At 45.9% G+C, this 21,836-nt stretch carries 17 protein-coding genes; 9 read left to right on the forward strand and 8 right to left on the reverse strand.

What is annotated here, in order from left to right; genetic code table 11:
* Nucleotides 1–152 precede the first annotated feature (152 nt).
* The 4 genes from C4S60_RS17450 to C4S60_RS17465 form a co-directional block, all read right to left on the reverse strand.
* On the reverse strand, nt 153–1,007 hold the full coding sequence (locus C4S60_RS17450) for a tagatose bisphosphate family class II aldolase (RefSeq protein WP_103881645.1): 855 nt from the start codon (nt 1,005–1,007) through the stop codon (nt 153–155).
* A 112-nt stretch (nt 1,008–1,119) separates the two neighbouring features.
* Nucleotides 1,120–2,601: a DUF2264 domain-containing protein gene (locus C4S60_RS17455; RefSeq protein ID WP_103881646.1), complete on the reverse strand. Its 1,482-nt coding sequence runs from the start codon at nt 2,599–2,601 to the stop codon at nt 1,120–1,122.
* 64 nt (nt 2,602–2,665) lie between these two features.
* Nucleotides 2,666–4,270 carry a sulfatase family protein gene (locus C4S60_RS17460; RefSeq protein ID WP_103881647.1) on the reverse strand — a complete coding sequence of 535 codons (1,605 nt, stop codon included), beginning with the start codon at nt 4,268–4,270 and terminating at the stop codon, nt 2,666–2,668.
* 32 nt (nt 4,271–4,302) lie between these two features.
* Nucleotides 4,303–5,541 carry an anaerobic sulfatase maturase gene (locus tag C4S60_RS17465; protein ID WP_103881648.1) on the reverse strand — a complete coding sequence of 413 codons (1,239 nt, stop codon included), beginning with the start codon at nt 5,539–5,541 and terminating at the stop codon, nt 4,303–4,305.
* A 292-nt stretch (nt 5,542–5,833) separates the two neighbouring features.
* On the opposite strand from C4S60_RS17465, the gene C4S60_RS17470 reads away from it, so the two are divergent.
* Both C4S60_RS17470 and C4S60_RS17475 read left to right on the forward strand, forming a co-directional pair.
* Nucleotides 5,834–6,577 (forward strand): DUF6250 domain-containing protein, encoded by a 744-nt coding sequence (locus tag C4S60_RS17470; RefSeq protein WP_146060881.1) that lies wholly within the window; start codon nt 5,834–5,836, stop codon nt 6,575–6,577.
* Between the two features lie 8 nt (nt 6,578–6,585).
* Nucleotides 6,586–8,133, forward strand: coding sequence for a sulfatase family protein (locus C4S60_RS17475; protein ID WP_103881650.1), 1,548 nt, complete (start codon nt 6,586–6,588; stop codon nt 8,131–8,133).
* Nucleotides 8,134–8,293: 160 nt separating this feature from the next.
* Here the strand turns inward: C4S60_RS17475 and C4S60_RS17480 are convergent, their stop codons facing one another.
* Nucleotides 8,294–11,371 carry a chondroitinase family polysaccharide lyase gene (locus C4S60_RS17480; RefSeq protein WP_160111379.1) on the reverse strand — a complete coding sequence of 1,026 codons (3,078 nt, stop codon included), beginning with the start codon at nt 11,369–11,371 and terminating at the stop codon, nt 8,294–8,296.
* A 366-nt stretch (nt 11,372–11,737) separates the two neighbouring features.
* Between C4S60_RS17480 and C4S60_RS17485 the strand changes: the two genes are divergently transcribed.
* The 5 genes from C4S60_RS17485 (at nt 11,738) to C4S60_RS17505 (ending at nt 16,817) form a co-directional block, all read left to right on the forward strand.
* Complete coding sequence (locus C4S60_RS17485) at nt 11,738–12,190, forward strand: hypothetical protein (RefSeq protein WP_103881652.1); 453 nt, start codon at nt 11,738–11,740, stop codon at nt 12,188–12,190.
* Between the two features lie 169 nt (nt 12,191–12,359).
* Nucleotides 12,360–14,147: a protein translocase subunit SecD gene (gene secD / locus C4S60_RS17490; RefSeq protein ID WP_103881653.1), complete on the forward strand. Its 1,788-nt coding sequence runs from the start codon at nt 12,360–12,362 to the stop codon at nt 14,145–14,147.
* A gap of 2 nt (nt 14,148–14,149) precedes the next feature.
* On the forward strand, nt 14,150–15,052 hold the full coding sequence (gene secF / locus C4S60_RS17495; RefSeq protein ID WP_103881654.1) for a protein translocase subunit SecF: 903 nt from the start codon (nt 14,150–14,152) through the stop codon (nt 15,050–15,052).
* The gene (locus C4S60_RS17500; RefSeq protein ID WP_103881655.1) at nt 15,049–16,140 is read left to right on the forward strand and encodes a calcium:cation antiporter; all 1,092 of its coding nucleotides are present in this window, start codon (nt 15,049–15,051) and stop codon (nt 16,138–16,140) included. The genes secF and C4S60_RS17500 overlap by 4 nt, the downstream gene beginning before the upstream one ends.
* A gap of 62 nt (nt 16,141–16,202) precedes the next feature.
* Nucleotides 16,203–16,817, forward strand: coding sequence for a DedA family protein (locus C4S60_RS17505; protein WP_103881656.1), 615 nt, complete (start codon nt 16,203–16,205; stop codon nt 16,815–16,817).
* A 48-nt stretch (nt 16,818–16,865) separates the two neighbouring features.
* Here the strand turns inward: C4S60_RS17505 and C4S60_RS17510 are convergent, their stop codons facing one another.
* The 3 genes from C4S60_RS17510 to pdxH form a co-directional block, all read right to left on the reverse strand.
* On the reverse strand, nt 16,866–17,528 hold the full coding sequence (locus C4S60_RS17510; protein ID WP_103881657.1) for an HAD family hydrolase: 663 nt from the start codon (nt 17,526–17,528) through the stop codon (nt 16,866–16,868).
* A 99-nt stretch (nt 17,529–17,627) separates the two neighbouring features.
* Nucleotides 17,628–18,443: an AraC family transcriptional regulator gene (locus C4S60_RS17515; protein WP_103881658.1), complete on the reverse strand. Its 816-nt coding sequence runs from the start codon at nt 18,441–18,443 to the stop codon at nt 17,628–17,630.
* Between the two features lie 284 nt (nt 18,444–18,727).
* Nucleotides 18,728–19,366: a pyridoxamine 5'-phosphate oxidase gene (pdxH, locus tag C4S60_RS17520; protein ID WP_103881659.1), complete on the reverse strand. Its 639-nt coding sequence runs from the start codon at nt 19,364–19,366 to the stop codon at nt 18,728–18,730.
* A gap of 357 nt (nt 19,367–19,723) precedes the next feature.
* Between pdxH and C4S60_RS17525 the strand changes: the two genes are divergently transcribed.
* Both C4S60_RS17525 and C4S60_RS17530 read left to right on the forward strand, forming a co-directional pair.
* The gene (locus C4S60_RS17525; protein WP_103881660.1) at nt 19,724–21,115 is read left to right on the forward strand and encodes an HlyD family type I secretion periplasmic adaptor subunit; all 1,392 of its coding nucleotides are present in this window, start codon (nt 19,724–19,726) and stop codon (nt 21,113–21,115) included.
* A 60-nt stretch (nt 21,116–21,175) separates the two neighbouring features.
* A complete protein-coding gene (locus C4S60_RS17530) occupies nt 21,176–21,835 on the forward strand; it encodes a transglutaminase-like cysteine peptidase (RefSeq protein WP_410000912.1) in 660 nt (219 codons plus the stop codon).
* Nucleotide 21,836 lies beyond the last annotated feature (1 nt).

Consider the following 21,836-nt stretch of genomic DNA (forward strand, 5'->3'; position numbering starts at 1 on the left):
TAAAAAGAGGCTTTTCTATATCAAGTGAATCAAGAGCTACATTATTATGATTGCAGACTCATTGGGTCTTTGCATAAAAAAGCGGTGTTGAGAACAATACCGCTTTACAACAAGAGATGCTTGCACTTTACGATCAGAAAAGCACGATGGATTTAGAGCTTACCTTCACTTCCACAAACGCGAATCTTTTGCTGAACGATTTCTTTCATCGCATGCTTACCAGGAATAATGTAATGCCTCGGATCATTCGCTTTCGGGTTTTCAATAAAGTAATGCTTAACAGCATCTGAAAACGCGATTTTTAACTCAGTAGCTACGTTCACTTTATTAATACCTAACTCAATGCAGCGACGAACATCTTCATCTGGAACACCAGATGCGCCATGAAGCACCAAAGGAATATCTGTCTTGCAGCGAATTTCACCCAAGCGGTCAAAATCTAACTTAGGCTCCTCTTTATACATACCGTGGGCTGTCCCTATAGCGATTGCCAAAGAATCAATACCAGTACGGTTAATGAACTCTACAGCCGCATCAGGGTCGGTGTACAACGCATTTTTTTCGTCCACAATCAAATCATCTTCCTGCCCACTCAAGCGACCCAGCTCAGCTTCCACCGAGCAATCCCACTTGTGGCAGAATTGAACGACATTACGCACCAACTCAATATTTTGCTCAAACTCAAAGTGTGAGCCGTCGATCATAGCCGACTTAATGCCACTCTCTACCTTCGCTTGGATATCTGAAAAAGATTCGTGGTGATCAAGGTGTAGTGCAATTGGCATCTTGTGCTTAACCGCTGCTTGTCGACAAATCTGTACCAAGTAGTCGGTTCCTGCATATGAAAATGTGCCCGGAGTGCCCGCTAAGATCACAGGTGAACGCATTTCAGCTGCAGTTTCAACGATAACTTGTACAGTTTCTAAGTTATGAATATTGAATGCAGGCACAGCATACCCACCTAACTGTGCCTTAAAGAGCATTTCTCTCGAAGAGACTAAAAACATAAATTACCCCAAAATATCCTTCATTAGCTTTCAATTTACATACTAAACGAAAACAAAAGAAAATTATAAGATCTAGATCACATCACAACTTTCAATTCAAAGAAGTATGAAACTAAAAGAAACCTGTCATTTTTGAAGAGTAACTTGTCACCCCTTGTCGAAGTAAGTTGTTCTTAGGCCTATTCGCTCTGCCTGTAATGCGTTCTTTCGCAAGATCTAGCCATGATTGTGTCTTTAGTGTGCGTGAAAAGGGAGATTGCTGATCAATATATTCATATTGAAATGTCACCGTTACTTCTTGAGTTCTCTGACAACCTTGCACTTTCGCATCAATACTTTCGATATGAAACGAAAAGTCAGAGCACTCAACTTCTAATTTTCCCTCCGATGTTGTCCACAAGCCTGTCTGTTGTCCATTATAAAATGCAACAATCAGCGCTCTTAACGACCATAGGCTACTTGCAGGGCCACTGTAATTATCAGTCAGCCTCGCGTCTGCACCATATAACCCTTGAGTAGGTAAGCCATATCTTAAAGCGCCATTACTGATAAATGTTTTTAAGCAGTTGGAGAAGATTCGCTTGGCCTGCTGCACAGAAACTCCTGACTCTGAATACTGAAGTGCTGACAGCAGTGGTGCTGGCGCTGCCAATCGATAACAGACACTACGACCAAAAAATGGGACGCCGTGAGAAGAGAAAAAGAACCGGTAGTTCTCATTAAATTCACGTACCGCTTGTTGGATAAAACAAGAGTCAAAATCTGGGTCTATTTGATCTATCCAAAACAGTGAATAGTGAAATCCCCACGCATTGTAGTAATCATAGTTTCCCTTTGCGCCATCTCGAAACCAGCCATTCCCTACATAAAACTCTTTGAGTCTTTGGTACCTATCAAGTTGTACGTGGTTATCTCCTGTGAGATTTCGCAGCACAATTTGTACTGTTAAAGGAAAAAGGTGCCAGTTGTTGTCTACGGTTTTGCATTGATTGACTTGTGAGAACCAATCAACAACCTGCTTTTTCTGTCGGGAATCAAAGTGGTTCCAGACCCAATTTCGACTCAGCCACAATGTAAGTGCTAAATCGGCACTTTCACAGACTCTTTGATCGTAATTTCCTAACGTTCCCCAGTAGCCTGGATGGTTTCGGTCTGTCCCCGACAATAGCGCCTTTTTGATTATTTCAACCGCATCAAAAGACTTACCTGATAGTCCATACAAAATAGGTTCCGGCTCACCCTGTTGACTCAACCAAGATGCAAGCAATGGCAAAAACCTTGAACACCCTTCGAGCGCATCAGTCCGTGCATTTTGTTGACTTGGTCTTCCCGGGTAATAAGCATGAGTATAATCCCAGGCCGAGTAGTGAACGAAAGCTTCCGTAAAATATCTTAGCAAGATATCGCACTGTTCTTTTAAGTCTTGATCATTTCGAGAGAATACATTTTTAATAAATTCATCGTATTGAGAGAGCCGAGGGCGTTTCTTAATCTGGCGAACTAAATGCTCACGAAAGATTTCCGCATGCATTTGAAAAGTAGGATGTTCGTAAGCAATGATCGGTCTGGTAGTAGGGGTGATAAACTTGGACATAATCTACCCTATTATAATAAGGCAACAAAAAAACCAGCCTTAAAGCTAAGGCTGGTTAGACTCTTTACTTCGCTGAATCAGTCAGTACTTCATAGCGATCTTGACCCCAATTTACCGGGGCAGGTTTTTCTTTAATCCATTCATAAAAAGCCGCTTTTAGCTCTGCCACTTTTTCTGGATGCTTGTCAGCAACGTTTATAGACTCTGCTGGATCCGAAGCGTAATGATACAATTCGTACTCCGCTAACCCATCGTCATAGTAGTGCAGGGACCAGTTTTGATCTTTAATCGCCCACTCTCCTTTTGAAAGCCTTTCTATATGATTACTTGGTACAAATTCCTGCTCTTCGTACGTAATCCACTTCCAGTAATGACTCCAAAACTGGGCATTTTTTGAATCATAATGGTGTGCTCGTGGTCCTGCCCAGTATAAGTATTTGTGTGGCTGCTGCTCTTCACCTTTAAGTAGCGGCAAGATATTTTGTCCATTGACATCCAAACTTTCAGGAATATCAATTCCCGCGGCTGACATCGCTGTAGGCAGGATGTCCATCGCCGAGATCATCGTATCATTGCTTTGCCCTTTTGGAATAACACCATTCCAGTGAGCGATGAATGGAACATGCACCCCACCGCGATAACGCTGTCCTTTAAATGCTCTGTCCATGCCATTCATTGGCATTGGCGATTCAAACACAGCCCCATTATCTGATAGGAAGAAGATCAGCGTATTGTCGTATTCACCAAGCTCCTTCAACTTGTCAATGATCTTTCCAATCCCTTCATCCGCAGCATTCACGTGCGCATAATAATTATCGACTTCCACATTTCCGGTATCGAAGCGATCCATATACTTAGCTGGCGCGTGCTGCTCCAGTGGTATGTGAGGGACACTTAGCGCCAAGTTCACAAAAAATGGCTTGTCTTTTGCACTCTTCTCAATGAATTGAATCGTCTTATCTGTTAGGTTCTTGGTAATGTAACCTGATGCAGGAACATTGACACCATTCTCAAAGACCGATGGAGAATCATACAGTGCGACGCCAGAAGCATAGAAACTGTAAGAGTAATCAAAACCGCGATCCTCTGGCCCAAACCCCTCTGCAGCGACTGAAATCTCGTTATCGTGGTAGTCACGTGTTCGTACTTCTTCTGCGACCTTCTCTTTACGGACCTTAGCGTTATGCCACTTACCAATATTAGCCGTTTCGTATCCGTTTTGGTTCATGACCTCTGGTAATAAAGTGATATCCAAAGGAATGCCTAACTTGGCATCATCGTTACTATACGTGCCAAAACTATGTGGATTTCGTCCAGTCATCATTGCTGCACGTGACGGACCGCAAACCGGGGTCGCGACATACGCGTTGGTCATACGAATACCGTCGTTTGCTAGCTTTGTGACGTTGGGCATTGAACGTTTTGCGGCATCATATAGCTTGTCAAAATCACCATCGTATCGCATCGGTACTGGTCGTTTTTTTAAGGTATCTTTGTCCACTGTGTCCAGCATGAAGTCCATCTGCGCAATACCAAGATCGTCCATAACAATCACCAGCACGTTTGGTTGCTCTGTGTAATCTTTTGCGACGGATGCCATCGGCACTGTTGCACACGATGCAGCAACAAAACCCGCTACAGCCGTCTTCTTAAATGAGGACAGTTTCATTGTAATCTCCTATTAATATGAATACTGTTGAGTTATCGATAGCCTGCCAGTATTGGCATAACATTCGCTGCCGTACCGCCCCTTTGTATCTCTTGCACCATTAGGTGCATTACTGGCGCAGTATGGTTGAAAATCTGGGCATAAGATTCACATAAGTAGTTCTGTTTATGTTTTTCGCCCTCGATAGGAAGAATTCTGTGTTTTGGGCACCCGCCATAACACAAGGCTTGGAAGTCACATTGCTGGCACTTTTGAGTTAGACGCGCATGTTTTGCTGCCCCGAAGCGCTTTTGCTGTTTGCTGGTGGCGAGTTTTGCGATATCAGTCTGTTCGATATTGCCTAATTTGTTTGCGGGATAGACATAGTGGTCACAAGAATAAAGATCACCATTTGATTCTATAACCAAAGCCTGACCACACTCTTTTGATTGCACACATATAGAGGCTGGATATCCCATCCAGGTGGCGAGCAGGCTATCAAACATTCGAACAAATATTGTTCCCACGTCATGCTTAACCCATTCATTAAAAACGTCTGTCATGAACTGGCCATAACCATGGGAAGGCACAGAAAATGAAGTAAGTGTTGCATCTGATCTAGGAGAATAGTGTCCAGTAGTACTCTGCTGGCACGATGCATCGACTTCCACTATTGGGATAAATTGTAGATGCACTGATCCAAGCGCTTTAAGCGCATGGTAAATCTCTTTTCCTCTGTTCCAATTCTGGTCATTAACAACCGTTAGAGTGTTAAATTCGACCTGGTGCTCTTTCAGTATATCGATCGCTTTCTTTACTCGCTCAAACGTTGGGCGACCGTTAACTGAAATGCGGTAAGTATCATGGACTTCAGCCAAGCCATCGATAGACACACCAATAAGAAAGTTATTCGTTGCGAAAAACTCTGCCCACTGTTTATTTATCGCAATGGCATTAGTTTGAAAGCTATTAGTAATGCGCTTACCTTTACCATATAGCTTCTGATACTCGACAACTTTTTTATAGAACTCAATACCCGCTAGCGTCGGTTCCCCCCCTTGCCACGCAAAGTCGATGTCCTCACTGTCTTGAGAGGCAATATAGTCTCTTACATACTTCCTCAACAGCCGATCTGACATATTGTGGCTAGCACTTTCATCATTGGCACTTGGCGATGACATCATGTCTTCTTTCTCTAGATAAAAGCAGTAGTCACACTTCAAATTACAGCGATAACTCGCAGGTTTAGCCATCATGTGAAAACGAGTGTCTCGAGTACTTGCTTTAGTCATTATTCACCCCTGGTTTCTTTTTTTTGCTTATTTTCCAATATACCAAAACGAAAAATCATGAAAACCAACTTTCAAACCGAAAGTGACTGGCATCACGGTCAATTCAACTGCCATATAAAACATTAGCACTATATACACATAAAATTAACGTACAGAAACAAAACAACATGTTATATTTCGTTTTTACCGCGTTACTATGGTCACATTTCAAGCATACACAACTTGCTCAAACACCTTCAATTACTTACGATACGCAACACACCGAAAGTAATCAACCTATTTGAGAAAGATTATGAATATATACAGAAGTATGGCCCTCACTTCCGCAATCATGGCGGGCACCTTTGTTTCTCACGGAGCAATGGCAATCACTGACCCAGTAGAGTTCATAGAAAACAATGCTCGCCTGGTTTTTCAAGATAACTTTGAACAAGGCTTAGCTAACTGGGTCGTTGAGAAAACGGCAGCTAGCCAAGTATCGATTATCGATAACCAACTAGACATCGATGACGGTGCAGGCGTCACCATTTGGTATAAGGAAAAAATCGATTCCCCATCAATAATCGAATTCGATGGGACAGTTGTGGTCAATGGGGGCGCTAACGATAGAGGAACCGATCTCAACTTCTTTTGGATGGCAAATACGCCGAAGGGCGAAGGTTTTTTTGAGCGCTCTCAGTGGCGAGCAGGGGATATGCGCAAGTATGACGCATTTGAGCTTTATTATGTGGGTTATGGAGCCAATGATAACTCCACCACCCGCTTTAGATATTACCCTGGAGACGGTTCACGACCGCTACTACCACAATACGATGTGAACGACGTGCAGTTTATGAATACACCAAACGTCATGACCAATATCAAGATCATCAGCCTCGAAAATAAAACATTTGTTTTCGCCAACAACCAAAAGCTATACGAAATCGATGATGTTAAACCCTTAACCTCAGGAATGTTTGGTTTCAGAACTTGGAAAAGTCACTTAGCCATTGATCAATTTAAAGTTTACTCAATTCACAACTCCCACAAAGAATAGGAGCGACTATGTCCCTTTCTCGACGTAAATTTATAAAGGGCGTTGCCGGTGCTGCGGTAACAACCGGTGTTGCTACCACCTTCTCTGCCAACGCTAGTTCAGCAACACCAGAAACCCTTGCTAATCAACTCAAAGGCCAAACCGTCAATGGTAAGCCAGTCAACATTCTAATCATTACTGCCGACCAGTTGGCAAAAAAAGGGGTCGGCGCTTACGGCAATACCGTCACCAAAACACCAGCGATTGATAGCATCATAAGAAATGGGACACGATTTAACTCAGCTTATACCGCCTATCCTCTGTGCGGCCCGTCACGAGCCTCATTTTGGACTGGCCGCCTCCCCCACCAAAATGGTGTTCACGGAAACAATAGTCCTGATATACCTAGCACTATGCCAACTCTTGGCAAGCTCTTCTCAGAGCAAGGCTATGAGTGTGTGCATTTCGGGAAACAGCACGATTTTGGGTCACTAAGCGGCTTTGAATGTGCGGATCAGATTGAAATAGAGCTAGACGCTCCAGAAGCCTTCCCGGTTGATTATGATTCGAAAGAAGACGTCTATGCAGAGAAAAAAAGCATAGAGTTTTTGAACAAAAAACACGACAAACCGTTTTTGATGGCCGTTGACTTCAATAACCCACACAACATATGCGGCTGGGTTGGCGAATTTGCAGGTCCTCATGGCGATATTCCGGGAATCGGTCCCTTGCCGGCCTTGCCTGAAAACTTCCACAACGATGATGATATTACCAACCGTCCATTATCTGTTCAGTATATGTGCTGTCGTCACCACAGAATGCATCAAGCAGCACATTGGAGTGACTTAAACTATCAGCAATATCTTGCAGCTTATTATCACTACACCAAAATGGGCGATGATTGTGTACGCAATGTTCTAAATGCCCTAGCGAACTCCGATGCCGCTGATAATACGCTGGTGGTTTTTTTCAGTGACCATGGTGATGCAATGGCGAGCCACAAAAATGTCACCAAGTTTAGCTTCTTTTACGAAGAAACAACCAATGTTCCTTTTGTAATGGCAGGGCCGGGCATCCCCAAGAATGTCGAAAATGATGCTTTACTATCCTTATGTGACTTAGTGCCCACCCTTTGTGATTACGCCGGAATTGAAATACCTGTCGGTTTATATGGCCGTAGCGTGATGCCATTGGTTCGTGGGGAGTCAGTCGAAGACTGGCGTGATAACGTTGTCTCTCAATGGTACACGAGCAGAGAAACCATCATAGAGCCAGCACGAATGCTGCGCACTAAGACTCACAAATACACGGTATACCAGGAAAACAAAGATGAAGAACTTTACGATCTCATTAACGATCCTGGAGAAAAGCGCAATCTTGCTAACGACGAAGCATACACAGCACTGCTAGCAGAATATCGCCAGAAGTTTGCTGATTATACCCGTGAAACGGTTGATCCATTTAAGGCTCTCGCCATCAACGTCGACCCAAAATGGGCTAAGCATAAGCCTGGTTATCACAATCATATTGGAGACTGTGCCATTGATGAATATCTACGTTCAGTAGGAAAACTGTAACGCTTAAGCAAGTAAAAAATGGAAGCTAAATACGTTTACTTCCATTCCCCCCAAATGCACCGATAGATAAAACACTGCCCCTTGATATAGCTTTTTGGTTATATCTACCCCAAAAAAAAGCGGCTTCAAATGAAGCCGCTTTTCTTATCACTGTTTTCAATCAGTTCCTGCTCCACCAGCGAACGCGCGCCAGACTCAATAACATAAGCAAGATAGAAAGACCAAAAGCACCAGCATTCTTAGCAGGGCTACCCGATTCAGATTCACCGCATCCCTCATTCAATGGACATAGCTTCACTTCAACGCCCTGCGCAAATAGGCTATCAACCACAACTTTTGTACGGTCACCATACGCCTGCACTTCAACATCATCCCTTCCTTCAACTTGCCACTCCCCCTCAAGTTCCACTTCTACACGAACGGACGGTGTAGGAGAGTTATCTGATTGAATCGCCAGTTCACTAGAGGAAATACTTAGCATCAGTTGGTTTTTCACTCGCTGAGCCATCACCTGCGCAGCTGTACTGATGTATCTCACTGGGCCTCTAAGGTATTCACCCGCTTCAAAATTACTGTAACCATAAAGCTGATGTGAGTTCGCCACCATGACTTGCCCATGCTCATAACGCTCCAAAACTTGATACTCTGGAGCTGTTTCCATTCTTTGTGCCAGACTATTCATCTTAGAGGTCGATGCATCCATAACAATAATATACTGGTAGGTGGCGTTTTCAGGTGCCATGCCATGATCTATCCAAGCGGAAGTAAAATCACCCGACGTTTCTTGTTTGTTTTTATTATGGCGAGAGATTTGATTGTCCCTTTTCACGACAACTAGAGGGGCGTCAATCAGGTAGTATCCAACGCCATTTGTATCAATCACCCAATCACCTGAAGTCAGTTGGTGCTCAAACCGCGTGCCTGCGTAGTAGATCCCATTAGTCCAAATACCATCGCTTTGGTCTGAATGAGCGATCTGGAACAAGGTTGTTTCCGTCGAATGAGCATGATCGACATTACTTATTCCGTCACCCGCTAAATACAACTCACCATTAACGGACATTACATATTTGTTGGCAACAAAGCTGGGTTCAAAATTCGCCAAGTGTTGCGGCGCTTTATGCTTAAAGCTAAAGATACCAAATTGATCATTAAGGGATGTAGAAGCACTTAGCCCCTCGTCTGAGCGTACCATTAGTGTCGAAGGTCTTGGGCTTTCTAACAAATCAAAGTCAATGTTAATGGTGGTTGCACCTGGGTTGCGATTCCAATCCCAACCATCTTGTAGGTGACCATATTCTGCATTACTGCCGTAGCCTAATATTTGTACACTTCCATGACTTTGATAGCGTCCATATCGATTGTCATTAGTATAGATTTCCGAAGACCACACATCTTTATTATAACCTTTGACCAACGCGAGCTTTTCACCATTTCGATGCGCCATAAATGCGCCACCGTTATAGCTCCACGTCCCTTGTGGAGTAACAGCTGGTTCAACCTTTTGACCAAATATTGGCACGCCATCTGCGACTCCCTTATTGCTCATGGCCAAATACATAGCGGCAAGCTCAGTATCCAACTCTGGGTAGCTTTGCGCTAATTTCATTAAGCCATACTCATACCTTTTAGTGCTCAAGGTAGTAAATGGATGTCGACCAGAAATACCTAAAGGGACGACTGGATTGCTGTAACGCCAACCCGCTGTCATTACCAGCTTCATCTTATCTAAGGCATCCGTGTTAACTTGATATAGAGTATGAGAAAGCATGTTGATGACTATCGATGCATTGTCAAATGCAGCAAACGCGTATCCTGGATAATGCCCATTGTGTCTCCAGGCGGTACCATCATCGCGAAAGCCATCATTGTATCCAGGTGGCGTTTGCGAGACAGCTCCTGAGAAGAACTTAGAAAATTTCTTTAACAAGGCAACGCGTTCATTGTCATCCGGTGTAAGTAGAATAAGTGCGAGGTGTTGAATCGACAGGGTATTGAAATAATCTAGGTTGGAGCTATCGATATCCAGTTCCATATCAAAGCTCTCTTTAAACTCACGCGATAACCATAGCAGTGCTTCATAGGTTGGCGACAGTAGCTGCGCCTCCATTAGAGCTTGCTCCATTAAAATCGCCGAGTTATACCACCAGCGGCCACTGTAGCCCCAATGGTGTGTGGTCACCATAGAGCTCCCCTGAGCAAAGCCCTGATCAATAAGATGACGCACCATGAGTATGTACATCTCTTGTAGCCTAGGTTTAAAGGATTCAAAACTAGGCTCATGGTAGGCTTTTGCAAGATCTAACATTAGCTTAGCGTAGCCTGCTACCTTAGAACCGTCCCCATCTGAGTCACCAAGAATGGCATATTCATCAAATAGTGCTCTGTCTTCCGGCGCCAAATGTGAGTGCTGATAGATAACTTGTTGCTTGTCAGTGAGGATATGGCGACCCGTAATAGTACCGTCTGCTGCGACGTTAATATCGAATTCTGCGAACTTACTCTCTAGAGAGTCCATGGTTCCAGTGAAACCACGAAGCTCAGCTACCAAAGCATCCTTAATGCTCTTCGCTCCTTCGATTTCTTCATAGGTTGCATTGGGAATATCATTTGGCAAACCAAAATCAATTTCAGGGATGGTGTATCGCGTCTGAACTTGATAATCAGACCATTGGTAGCGTTCATCATCCACAGAAACCATTATTCGATCGATAAACAGTTTTCCTTGGCCGCTTTGAGGCGCTACAAATTCAATCTTTTCAAATTGTTGAGTGACCTCTGGCTCAAAGTCCAAATTCAATGAAACTCCAATCGCTCTCCACCCTGAGAAATTTAAATTAACTGGGAACCGAGTGACCGATGAGGGTGTGCCTTGACGATTAGAGAGTACGACATCAATACTTTCTAGCATTGGCTGCTCGTTATATATCCAGAAAGACAACACTTGTGTCGCTTTACGCCCGTAAGCGCTTGTGGCTTGACTATCGGAGATACGTTCAAACGAATAATTAATACCGAGAACGCTATTTGCTCCCCAGTCCCACTGTAAAGATTGCTTTCCAATTATAGAGCGAGTATTTGTTATTGTTGCCGAATCCGACTCTATCCACGAGGGGATGTTCGAATCTTCAAACACTAAAACCTGCGCAGTGAGAGGATTAGCGCGAAGTGCTGACGACAGCACAAATACAACAGAACAACAAACATACAGTACTATTCGACCAATAGTAGCGCACATAAAAGATCCTCCAACCATAGTAGTCAAATAACATAATTCAAATTACCTACTAGAGTAAAAAAAATTTCATAAAACTTCTTTTTAATTTCGATTGGTTTCATTAATTATGTGACAGAAAGCAATTGAATAAAAAAAATAAGATACGAAAACCAACAAAAGGCAGTAAATTGTTGGTTGTTTTTATTGGGATATTTTCGAAATCACGGTGAGCGTTACATTTCCGAGCAATTACAACGTCCAGCTAAATCGCTACAAGAACACAATTACTAACATTTCCATGAGTTAAGTTTCACCATAATGTGACTGCCATCCGGTATACTGCGCGGGAAACATTCGATACAACCTTCTATCACTTAAGGCTATCCATTGGTTAAACGCTGGTACCACCTGTTCATTGCTCTTATTCTTGCGGTATGCACTCATGCCGTTGCAGCAAGCGAGTACCCGTCGTTCAACACCAACAAGGTACATAGTCAGGCTTTCCTGACCTTAGATCTTGCCGCTGAAACCAGCCATGTTATAGATCCGGCCTCCGAGGAAGAAGGCTCAGTTCTCAACGACAATCTTGGCCCCTATTTTCTCTCGGCCTCAAGGCGAATCATTAATGACGGTCACGGTACGGCTCTGAACGCTGCGCCTGACTACTTTTTGCTGATCGCATTTCTAACACCGCCACTACTCGAACTCGCGACACAATCAAGTGCGTTAATACCGCCCCAGCATCACTGGACGAGCAAGAACCGTTATGCTTCATCTCGTCTGTCTGGCTGGAAAGAAGCGAACACCCTCTACACACATAAACACACTCGCCACAGTTAACTCTCCGGACCCAGTTCATCTGAGTCATTACCCATGCGCACCTTTCGTGTGATGTAGGACAATTGCCTTGTAGCACTCTTGCCAAACTTATCCGCAAGTCAGGCTACGGTGTTCTCCCGTCGTTCACATCCCGCTGCGCCGGATACTAACTACTTGTGAGAGTACTGTTGTGAAAAAACACAGCCCACAACCGATCAATCGGTTAGCAAAATGGAAATACATCGTTCTGGTGATGAGCCTGATTGTCATGTTGCTCAGCGCCCTACCATCAATTTATGGTGAAAATGCCGCCCTTCATATAAATCACCGAGGGCAAGTCACCGACGCCACCCAGATATCCCAATATCTGGAACACTCTGGTATCACCTCGACCAGCATTAAACAAAATGGGGACACCACCGTTGTTATCCTGGATAGCCCTATGCAGCAGGCAAAGGCCCAGACGGTGCTCAAGCAGCATCTCGATCCCTCCAGCACCGTCGCACTGGCTATGGAAGCTGCGGCACCACAGTGGTTACTCAACGCTGGTTTCAGCCCGATCGCATTAGGTCTGGATTTACGCGGTGGCGTGCAATTCTTACTGGAAGTAGACATGGCCCCGGTGTATCAAGCCCATCAACAAATGGTCATTGACGAATTCACAACCGAGTTTCGAGCCAGCCGTGGACGCATTACCAACGATGGCGTTCAACTGACATTGTTTGGCAATACCGATCCCCATCAAGCGCGCAGTTTTGTGCGTCAGCAGTTCCCTGATTGGGACAGTTCACTGCAAGGCAACGTGATTCGGTTAAGCCAATCAGATGAAGAACGTAACACACTTCGAAATCTGACCGTGCAACAGAATCTACAGATCATGCGTGAGCGTATCTCAGAGCTTGGTATCACAGAAGCCTCAGTACAGCGACAAGGCGAAAACCGAATTCGAATTGAGCTTCCCGGAGTTCAGGATCCCGCCGCCGCCAAAGATGTGATTGGAGCAACCGCTTCGCTCGCCTTCCACGCCGTTGCCGAAAATCACTCCGGTCGTACACTGGCGCTCACTGATAGCGAGCACCACCCAATCAGTCTGGAGCGCCGCGCCATTCTCGGTGGAGAACATATTATCGATGCACGTGCCGGTGTGGGGGATATGGGCACTGCGGAGGTCAACATCTCACTGGATTCCGCGGGTGGCAGAAAAATGTCTCAATTTACCCGCAGCAACATCGGTAATCCTATGGCCACGGTGTACAGCGAGTACAGCCGAAATGCCAAAGGAGAAAGTGAACAGGTGAGCAAAGTAATTAGTGTCGCCACGATTCAGTCGCAGCTTGGAAGTCGGTTCCGCATTACAGGTGTCGGCACTATCCAAGATGCTCAAGAGCTGGCGCTACTGCTGAGAGCTGGCTCGCTCACCGCGCCAGTGACCATCATCGAAGAACGCACTATAGGTCCATCGCTTGGTGCCGAGAATGTGAAAAATGGCTTCGCGGCTCTGGCTCTGGGTCTTGGGCTGACACTGAGCTTTATCGCAATATGGTATCGAAGGTTGGGTTGGGTCGCGAATACTGCTCTTATCGCCAACATGGTATGCCTGTTCGGCCTAATCGCGTTGCTTCCTGGGGCCGTTCTTACACTGCCGGGAATCGCAGGGATGGTACTGACGGTAGGAATGGCGGTCGACACCAACGTGCTGATTTTTGAAAGAATCAAAGACAAAATGCGCGAAGGAAGAACATTTGCACAGAGTATCGACCGAGGCTTCCACAGTGCATTCCATTCAATTTTTGACGCCAACCTGACCACTATGATTGTCGCCATTGCCCTTTACGCCATTGGTAACGGCCCAATACAAGGTTTCGCAATCACTCTGGGGCTGGGTTTATTAACCAGTATGTTTACCGGCGTGTTCTTGTCTCGCGCCATCATCAACCTCGTTTGGGGGCGTGATCAGCGCCGGGAAGTAAGGGTATAACTATGTCAATTTCACAACGTTCTCTTAGCCAGATTCGCCTGACCATGACGTCACTATCGGCAGTACTGTTTTTTGCGGCCCTCTCAGTGATCATCGTTAAAGGATTTAATTGGGGGCTGGACTTTACTGGTGGTATCGTTGCAGAAGTTCGCCTCGACCCTTCTTTAGTTGCCTCCGATCTCAAACTCTGGCTCGATCAGGCATTAATGCAGGATGTTCAAGTGGTCAGTTCTACCGAGCCGGGTCGCTGGATCCTGCGTTATAACCAGATTGGTGAGCACAGCGTCACTCTGGCTCCTCTACTGGAGACATTAAGCAGCTCAGTGGAAGTTCTGAACAGCAGCATTGTCGGGCCTCAGGTAGGTCAGGATATGGTGGAACAAGGCGGCATCGCCATCTTAGCCTGTTTCATACTCACTATGCTGTATCTGAGTTATCGATTTGAATGGCGCCTCGCGCTGGGTGCGCTGGTCGCCCTTATTCACGATATTGTCATCGTATTAGGGCTGTTTTCCCTGACACAAATGGAGTTCAATCTGACGATTCTCGCCGCAGTGCTGGCAGTATTGGGCTACTCTCTCAATGATTCCATCATCATTGCAGACAGAGCACGGGAATTATTCAAAGCCAAACCCGGAGAGTCTGCCGATACCCTCATCAATCAATCGGTACGTGCCACTTTTTCTCGTACTCTGGTGACTTCTGGCACCACCTTAGTCACAGTGTCCAGCCTATGGCTATTGGGAGGCCCTGCACTCGAAGGATTCGCCATTACCCTCTGTCTGGGTATTGCCAGTGGTACCTGGTCATCAATATCCGTCGGCGTAACACTGCCACAAGTGATTGGTGTGAGACCTAGTCACTATATCGCAGAGAAACCATCGACGGAGGAGGTCTTACCATGATTCGATTCCTTAAGCAGGAATTTGTCCTTCTGCTCGCGATAATTACGGTGTTCCTATTTAAATCCTGTGGGGATGGTTTACTGCAAACACAAATGTCATCCGCGCAGGGAATTGCGCTGACATTTTGCTTGTTTGTGGTGGTAATGGCCGCGATCTTTGCTGTTGTCAGACACTCCGACGCACTGGCCATCAAGCTCGGCGACCCCTACGGGACGCTGATTTTGACCTTGTCGGTAATTCTACTCGAAGTCGTGATGATTTCTTCTGTCATGTTAACCGGGGAAGCGAATCCAGTCCTGGCCAGAGACACGATGTTTGCCGTTGTAATGACAGTATTGAATGGCTTGGTGGGGATTACGCTGCTTATCGGCGGCGTCAAATACCACACCCAAAAATATAACCTTGACGGATTAAAGTCCTATTTGGTGGCCATAGTACCACTCGCTCTGCTCTGTCTGGTGCTGCCAAACTTTACCAGTGTCAGTGAGTCAGGAGCGATGTCTCACAGCCTCACCGTTACTCTGGTACTGACCTCGATCGTGCTCTATGCGGTATTTTTGTTTATCCAGACTCGCAGTCACACCCATTTTTTCATGGATGAAGACCATCAGGACGAACATGAGTTTCATGGTCCGCTGGGCAGCAACCTCTATCATTCGATCATGCTGATCGGCTACCTGGCCGTCGTCATTTTGCTCGCCAAAAGCCTGGCGATTCCAATTGATGGAACGGTCAACCTTCTCGGCGCTCCACCCGCCATTGGTGGCCTGATTGTCGCGATTCTGATCCTGGCACCAGAAGCCGTTGGCGCGGCCAAAGCCGCTCTGAACAATCAGTTGCAACGCGCCATGAATCTGTTCTTTGGGTCAGTGTTAGCAACCATCGCGTTAACTGTACCTGCGGTGCTACTGATTTCCAGCATGATAGAGCAACCAATCCGTCTTGGGTTGGAGCCAGCCGAAATGGTGTTACTGGTCACAACCATCATTATGACGGGTATCAGCTTTAGCAGTGGCCGGACCAACTCACTGAATGGCGCGGCTCACCTGATTTTGTTTATCGCCTACATCATTCTGATGTTCGAATAATGCGTTTACAGTCCTGCGCTAGATCCCCGCAGGGCGTGCGACATAAAGTTTGAGGATATTCTATGCAAGATATTTTTGTTGCCGTTTGGCACCACGATTTTGAGGCTCTGCAGCAAGTGAGCTCATTGAAAGGATTTATTCTGCTTTTGGCGCTGATACTGCTGCTTGAGTCAAGTTTCGTCTTTTTACCACTTCCCGGAGACAGTCTGGTGCTTTTTGTTGGTGGTTTAGTAGGACTGGGAATCATTGACTTTTACCCTGCTGCCGGCGCGCTATGCTTAGCCGCCTCTCTTGGTTCCATCAACGCCTATCTTCAGGGGCGGGTACTCCCCGAAGATTCTCTGCCCAAAGCCAGACACTTGCTGCAACGATATGGATTCCTGTCGCTGTTCATTTCTCGCTTCATCCCCTTCGTTCGGGTTCTCACACCTATGCTTATGGGTTTGTCCAAACTCAGTTTCTGGCGAACCTTAACCATCAGCATCTCAAGCTCAGTCATTTGGTGCTTGCTGCTGATGCTGGTGGGTAAATGGCTGATGATCCATCCAAGACTGAACGACTATCAGGAAGTGATCTCAAAAGCTATCGTCATTACCAGTTTCGTGCTGATGCTTGCCGCGATAATCGGCTTGCTCTATCGCTACCTGACGTCAAGAAAACGTAACCTGCCGATATAGAGAAGTTAACTCGACTGGCTCAGTCCTGCGGATTAAAGCCAGTCGCCATTACAGAGACCAATGCAATTGTTGCCAACGCTTTCGCTCGCCGAGATCTTGCAATTGTGGACATGGATTCACCAGATAAGCGTGATCGGCAAACTCGCACAATGGACGGTCATTGATAGAATCAGTGTAAAAATGGATCTCAGTGTATAGCGTCGGTTGGTCACTAAGCCACTGTGCCAACCTCGCCACTTTTCCTTCCCGGTAACTTGGCGTCCCTCTTATCTCCGAGGTATAGCCGCCATCCTTTTCTACCAAATCTATCCCCATCGCCGTATCCACGCCAATATGCCTGGCAATCGCGTGAACCAGAAAACTGGCCGAAGCAGAAATGATCACCGTCTCGACTCCGTCATTTTTAAGCGTGTTCAGCAGTGTTCTGGCTTGTGGAAAGAAACGCGGCATGATTTTGGTTTCAATGCATTGGTTTACCCACTGTTCCACCGTTTCAGTAGGGACGCCGTAGAGCGGTGCAATACAAAAGTTCAGGTACTCTTCCATATCCAGATGGCCATCGGCATACAATGCCATCAATCGGGCGTCCTGTTCTAAAAAGCCAGGCTGTGATACCCGCCCTGTTTGCACCAGAAACTCATGCCACAAGACGGCACAATCCGCATCAAACAAGGTTTCGTCCATATCGAACACATAGAGCGGCGTAGACATATAACTCCCAAACTCACAGATAGATCTTGGGGATATTATAGGTTGCAGTTAATGACAGTGGTTGGGCAGATTTGTGACAAAAGAGTGTTAGTAAGCCGGTCAGCCAACGCGTTTCTTATACTGCGACGGAGAAATACCCTGCAATCTGGAAAATGCGTGGGTGAACGTACTCTGGCCAGAAAACCCGGTCAATTCTGCGACCTGCCCTAAGTTCAGGTGCCCCTGTTCAATAAGACGCTTTGCTGCATCCACTCGCTTATTGAGCACATATTGGTGAGGCGTTATACCCAACTGCTCTTTAAACAGCATATGGAACTGACTTTCTCCAAGGAACACGCTGCCCGCTAGCTGCGCAACGGAGATCTTGTGAGTCAGGTGCTGTTCGATATAGCGGTCAATTTGCTCAAGATCGAATCTGGAATCACGCAGAGATGTTTTCAAATCGGAAATATGACGCTGCAGCAGCGCTACGACGGTGTCATTACACGCCCGGCTTAACAACAGATCATCTGGACTATTTTTCATTTCTGCCACTAACATCTGTATCAGTTTTTGAATTTGAGCATCAAGCTGAAAATAGGTGTTAGCCTGAGATAACTCGTTGATACGTTGGAGCAGCACTGGATCATCATTACCCGGTATCGGTAAGTTAAGCACCAAAATGTCAGGTTGATCAATCACTCCACCGAAAGCATGATCAAGGCCAGATGTCACCACACAACCTTGACCGGGACCAACAAGATTACCGATCCCACCGACATCAAATTCAGATTGTCCTTTGAGACCAATGACGACCTGAGTGTAATGATGGTCATGGGAGTCCATATGAGACGGCAAGCGAACTATTTCAGCTGGCCTAATTAAATTAGGCATGAGGGAAGCATGATCAAGGTTGTCATTGTTTCGTTTCACCATGTTTCCGGGCATCTTGTATATGGAGTATCGATCCGCTGAGTATACCGATTTCCACCCAGTTTGGGAAAAACAATCTCGCAACCGCCCGTCATTACTGCCTTTGGAATGGCTGAACAGAATTTGACATCAAATAAGAAAAGGGATCCTTACTTGATCAGGCTTCCGGAACAATGATCATGTGCAGATAAGTTACGGTGATTGTAAAATGTACTATTGTTGGAAAAAAGATAAATAAAAGCTGCGAAAACCGCAGCTTAGATATCTGTCGTCAAATGACAAACCGCTCAAGGCGCCAAACGTTCCGCTTCCCAGTGACCTTGACCGTCCTTACTAAACAAGAATCGATCATGCAGACGGTGTTCACCACCTTGCCAGAATTCAATCGTTTCAGGACGAATGCGATACCCACCCCAGAACGAAGGAACCGGGATTTCGCCTTTGGCAAACTTTTGCTTAAGCTCAAGAAATTTACCTTCCAGCACGCCTCGAGTAGAAATACGACTACTCTGCTTACTGGCAATCGCTGCAAGCTGACTTTCTTTAGGACGTGAGGTGAAATACTTCATGTTTTCCATTGGCGTCAGCTTCTCCGCCACGCCAGTGATGTGCACTTGTCGCTCAAGCGGATGCCAGGGGAAATGCAGGCTGACTTTATTATTGTGCTCTAAGTGCTGAGCCTTACGACTGCCCAGATTGGTGTAAAACACAAAACCATTCTTGTCGACACTTTTTAGCAGCACGATTCGTTGGAAAGGCATGCCATTCTGGTCTACTGTTGCTACCGTCATCGCTGTGGGATCGGTGAGCTTAGCCGCGACAGCCTGTTCCAGCCACAAATTAAACTGAACGATAGGATCGTCATTCAAATCCTTACGACGTAGCCCGCCTTGAGAGTATTCTCGGCGGATATCTTCGATTCCCATAACCACTCCTCAACTTTTTCTTGAATTCTGCGCTCTTATGTCCGAGAAAACAACCCGCATATCTCATCTAATTATCGATTTTTGCATCCTATCTCCTAGTTTGTATTCAATACTCGCTCACATTCTTGCAATCAGACAAAATTTCGATAATTCATTACTTTATATTCACCACACCACTGCTAAACTTCTGAATACTAATCAGAAGTTTTTCGAACAGAGATAATCGCCACCAGAGATTGTTGTGAATTGTGCGGTATCAGTCGCTTCTTTCTTAGTCAACGAGGTTACATTTCATTAATGAAGGTAATAAAATCAGTTTATTAGATAACTCGTTATCATCAGGGTTTCGGATAGAGCATGGATAAGAACGAATACAAAAAGGTCACCGACGCCGAGCTGGACTATATCGACGACAAAACAGCGGCTTTGCTCCTCAACACCCCCACCAGCGCACGCATTATGCTGTGGGTTATGGTGTTGTTTTTTATCTGTGCAGTCGTCTGGGCTTCATGGGCTGAAATCGACAAAGTCACTGTCGGCCAGGGGAAAGTTATCCCTTCATCGCAAGTTCAGGTGATCCAGAACCTCGAGGGAGGTTTAGTGAAAGAAATCACGGTGAAAGAGGGAGATACCGTTCAAAAAGGTCAGCAATTGCTGCTGATTGATGACACGCGTTTCCGCTCAGATTTCCGTGAGCGAGAACAGCAGGTTCTTAACCTTACCGCCAACGTTCTCCAACTGTCTGCGTCACTGACCAGTGTGGTTATCAATGAAGATGTGCAGGGTGACGATTGGCAAAAATCCGTTACGTTAGATTTTAATAAGCTTGCCTTCCCACCTTCCTTTGAAGACGAGCATCCACAACTAGTGGCAAGGCAACGGGCTGAATACCGACAAGATCTCTTCAAGTTGCGCAACGAACTGTCTGTTATCAACCAGCAGGTTCGGCAGAAACAACAGGAGTTGATTGAAATACAGGCCAGAGTTCGAAATTTGCGAAATGGGTACAACTTGGCTCGTGACGAGCTGAACATCACCAAACCTCTGGCTGATGAGGGTGTGGTGCCCAAAATTGAGTTGCTCAAGCTGCAGCGACAAGTCAACGACACCCGACGTGAATTAACTTCTACTGAACTCAAGGTCCCATCTATACAATCATCCATTCAGGAGGCAATGTTGAGCCGCATCGACATTGCGCAGAAGTTTCGTTCAGAGCAACAAGAGAAGCTTAATCAAGCTCAGGATAAGCTTTCTTCAATGACCGAATCCGCAGTAGGTCTTGAAGATCGGGTTAACCGAACCGTCGTTGTATCACCCGTTAACGGCACGGTAAAGACCCTGAACGTCAATACGGTGGGGGGCGTTATTCAACCCGGTATGGACATTGTTGAGATAGTCCCGACGGAAGATACGTTGCTGGTAGAGGCGAAAATTGCGCCAAAGGATATCGCCTTCCTGAGACCCGATCTTCATGCCATCGTGAAGTTCAGTGCGTATGATTTTACCAAGTATGGCGGCATGGACGGCACATTAGAGCATATCAGCGCTGACACTACTCAGGATGAAGAAGGGAACAGCTTCTATATCGTGCGGGTCAGAACCGATAAAACCAACTTTGGCCATGATGAGCAGTTGCCCATCATCCCGGGAATGACCGCTTCCGTTGATATCATTACCGGAAAAAGAACAGTGCTAGATTATCTGCTGAAACCCATATTGAGCGCACAAAACAATGCGTTAAAAGAGTAAAGGTGTCGAGTGGTCAACACAAAGCGGACAGGAAGTCTGCGGACTCAGCTGAAAAAAGTGTTGCTTGCCCTGAGCCTCTCAACTGCAGTACTGCTCACCGGTAATAGCGATGCGTATACTCAGGAAGAGCAGCAGTGGATTGACAGGGTAGTCACTACCTACGGACCAAGGGCTGGCAAACGAGTCCAAACCTGGCGCAGCGTCGTGTCCAATTTACAGGGTAAATCCGAAATAGAGCAACTCACGGGGATTAATCAGTTCTTCAATCAACTGAACTTTGTCGATGATATCCAACTGTGGGGAAAGAAGGACTATTGGGCAACACCACTGGAATTTTTAGGCAGTAATGCCGGCGACTGCGAAGACTTCACCATCGCAAAGTACTTTTCGCTGCTCGAACTTGGTATATCGGATAAAAAGCTACGGCTGGTCTATGTTAAGGCGATAGAACTGAATCAGTTCCACATGGTACTCGCCTACTACGAAACACCACGCGCGCAGCCTCTCATTCTGGACAACTTAATTGGGGAAATAAAACCCGCCTCTCAACGGGACGATTTGCTACCGATATACAGTTTTAATGGCCGCAACCTATGGACCATGAAAACCGCTCAGGGCAAGTTGGCCGGAAAGTCGTCACGACTGAAATTATGGAATGATTTGCGCAGCCGAGAGCGCTCATTAACGTTAAGGAAACCTAAGGTAGATTACGACGAGTAAA

The organism is Vibrio hangzhouensis, from assembly GCF_900107935.1.
In the GTDB taxonomy this organism is placed as follows: domain Bacteria; phylum Pseudomonadota; class Gammaproteobacteria; order Enterobacterales; family Vibrionaceae; genus Vibrio; species Vibrio hangzhouensis.

Bases quoted from the DNA above. Each gene is read 5' to 3' on its own strand.
- C4S60_RS17450 (WP_103881645.1), bottom strand. From the start codon at position 1,007: ATGTTTTTAGTCTCTTCGAGAGAAATGCTCTTTAAGGCACAGTTAGGT.
- C4S60_RS17455 (WP_103881646.1), bottom strand. From the start codon at position 2,601: ATGTCCAAGTTTATCACCCCTACTACCAGACCGATCATTGCTTACGAA.
- C4S60_RS17460 (WP_103881647.1), bottom strand. From the start codon at position 4,270: ATGAAACTGTCCTCATTTAAGAAGACGGCTGTAGCGGGTTTTGTTGCT.
- C4S60_RS17465 (WP_103881648.1), bottom strand. From the start codon at position 5,541: ATGACTAAAGCAAGTACTCGAGACACTCGTTTTCACATGATGGCTAAA.
- C4S60_RS17470 (WP_146060881.1), top strand. From the start codon at position 5,834: ATGAATATATACAGAAGTATGGCCCTCACTTCCGCAATCATGGCGGGC.
- C4S60_RS17475 (WP_103881650.1), top strand. From the start codon at position 6,586: ATGTCCCTTTCTCGACGTAAATTTATAAAGGGCGTTGCCGGTGCTGCG.
- C4S60_RS17480 (WP_160111379.1), bottom strand. From the start codon at position 11,371: ATGTGCGCTACTATTGGTCGAATAGTACTGTATGTTTGTTGTTCTGTT.
- secF (WP_103881654.1), top strand. From the start codon at position 14,150: ATGTCAATTTCACAACGTTCTCTTAGCCAGATTCGCCTGACCATGACG.
- C4S60_RS17500 (WP_103881655.1), top strand. From the start codon at position 15,049: ATGATTCGATTCCTTAAGCAGGAATTTGTCCTTCTGCTCGCGATAATT.
- C4S60_RS17505 (WP_103881656.1), top strand. From the start codon at position 16,203: ATGCAAGATATTTTTGTTGCCGTTTGGCACCACGATTTTGAGGCTCTG.
- C4S60_RS17510 (WP_103881657.1), bottom strand. From the start codon at position 17,528: ATGTCTACGCCGCTCTATGTGTTCGATATGGACGAAACCTTGTTTGAT.
- C4S60_RS17515 (WP_103881658.1), bottom strand. From the start codon at position 18,443: ATGGTGAAACGAAACAATGACAACCTTGATCATGCTTCCCTCATGCCT.
- pdxH (WP_103881659.1), bottom strand. From the start codon at position 19,366: ATGGGAATCGAAGATATCCGCCGAGAATACTCTCAAGGCGGGCTACGT.
- C4S60_RS17525 (WP_103881660.1), top strand. From the start codon at position 19,724: ATGGATAAGAACGAATACAAAAAGGTCACCGACGCCGAGCTGGACTAT.